At 27.7% G+C, this 1,810-nt stretch carries 1 protein-coding gene; it reads left to right on the top strand.

Going from position 1 to position 1,810, the window contains the following annotated elements; translation table 11 throughout:
- Positions 1-636 precede the first annotated feature (636 nt).
- Positions 637-1,776, top strand: coding sequence for a glycosyltransferase family 4 protein (locus KI356_RS26220; protein WP_212936907.1), 1,140 nt, complete (start codon positions 637-639; stop codon positions 1,774-1,776).
- Positions 1,777-1,810 lie beyond the last annotated feature (34 nt).

Genomic DNA, 1,810 nt, shown 5'->3' with positions numbered 1-1,810 from the left:
ATATTATTATATTTTTTATTTTATTTGAATAAGTATATTTTATTTAATAATAAGTTACTAAATAGAATATCAGTTATAATGGGATCGATGTTTTTGATTTTATGTATATTGTGTTTGATGTATTTCAAAGAAACAATTAATTTGAACGAGCTCTTAGCTAGTAGTAACAGATATTATTGGTGGGTAGATACTATAAAATTTTTAGGAAATAACATGAATATATTAATAGGATTAGGTTACGTTAATATCAGCTATTTCTATCAAAATATGCAATTTAGTACGAATCTCGTAACAGATAATTGGTTTTTATATACATATATGACACTTGGGTTGATCGGCATTATTTCTAGCTTAATAATAATCTTGGTTATTCTCTCAAAAATGTTTCGACATACTCAAAAGTATAAAAATATAGCTTATATGTATATCCTTTCTTTAATTATTACAGGCATTTATTACGCATGCTTCGAGGCTGTATATTTTACCCCGAGCGAATTACTTAGCTTTATTTATTGGATATTTATATTGCGTTTTTTAAATGATAAAAATAACTTTAGTTACTAATAGGATGTGATTAATCCCCTATATAATTTATAGGGGATTAATTTTTAATGGAGTAAGTTAAGGAGAAAATTTATGAAAATTGGTATTGTAACAAATTTGAGATCGCCGTATAGAAAATTACAGATAGAAGAAATAAGTAAAAATAGTAATTGGGATATAAGTGTTTATTATACTAACAAAAATATTCTGGGAAGAAGTTGGGATGTTGACCCGATAAATAATGTTAAAGAGATTCCATTAAAAGGATTTAAATTATCAAGAAATCATGGGAATCTTAATTTTGGATTGTTAAAGATTATACTAGAGAATGATGTTATTTTAATTGGTGGATACGAAAAACCCACATATATAGTTTTGAGTTTATTGGCTAGATTGTTCAAAAAACCGTATATAATTATTTATGACGGTATTTCACCTAAAAGGGTTTTAGGGAATGAGCACAAAGCTAAATATCTGATAAAAAAAATGGTTATCTCGGGAGCTACTGCAATATTCGGAAATGGGATAGTGAGTTCGAAATATTTTTGTGAAAAATTTAATTTCAAATCAGATAGAGTTTTTAATCAGTGTTTAACCGTAGATATTGAATCTATTAAATCGCTACTGGGTAATTCAGATAAGTATAGAGAAGAGTTAAGAGAGCGCTATCAAATCAACAGTGAGAAAAAAGTATTGATATATAGTGGTAGGTTAATAAAAAGAAAAAATGTAGATAAAATTTTGTTAGCTTTAAATCAGATAAACAATAAAGAAAAGTACGAACTACTAATTTTGGGTGATGGAGAAGAGCGTGAAAGTTTAATTGAATTAGCGAAGCAATTGAATGTTAATTTGCAAATTACAGGTTTTATAGCAAATCAAACTGAATTATTTAAGCATTATTTTGTAGGTGATGTACTTATTTTACCTTCTAATGAAGAACCGTGGGGATTAGTTATTAATGAGGCTATGGCAGCTGGTTTACCGATTATCTCCTCTGATGAGTGTGGGGCGTCTTTAGATTTAGTTAAGGATTATAAGAATGGATTTGTTATTCCGGCTGGACAGGAAGATGTACTTAAAGAAAAAATTGCTTATGTCTTTGAAAATAATTTAACTAATAGTTATGGGGAAGAATCAAAAAAGATTATATCGCAATGGTCATTCACTAATTCAGCGAATAATTTTCATGAAATGATTGAATTTATTTGTGAGAGGGATACTCGAAAATGATTATTGGTATTCGTATGAATTCATTTGGATAATA

Source organism: Bacillus hominis (assembly GCF_018332515.1).
Taxonomy (GTDB): domain Bacteria; phylum Bacillota; class Bacilli; order Bacillales; family Bacillaceae_G; genus Bacillus_A; species Bacillus_A hominis.
Note: the sequence above shows the minus strand (reverse complement) of the source record. Positions and strands in the feature narration are given on the sequence as shown.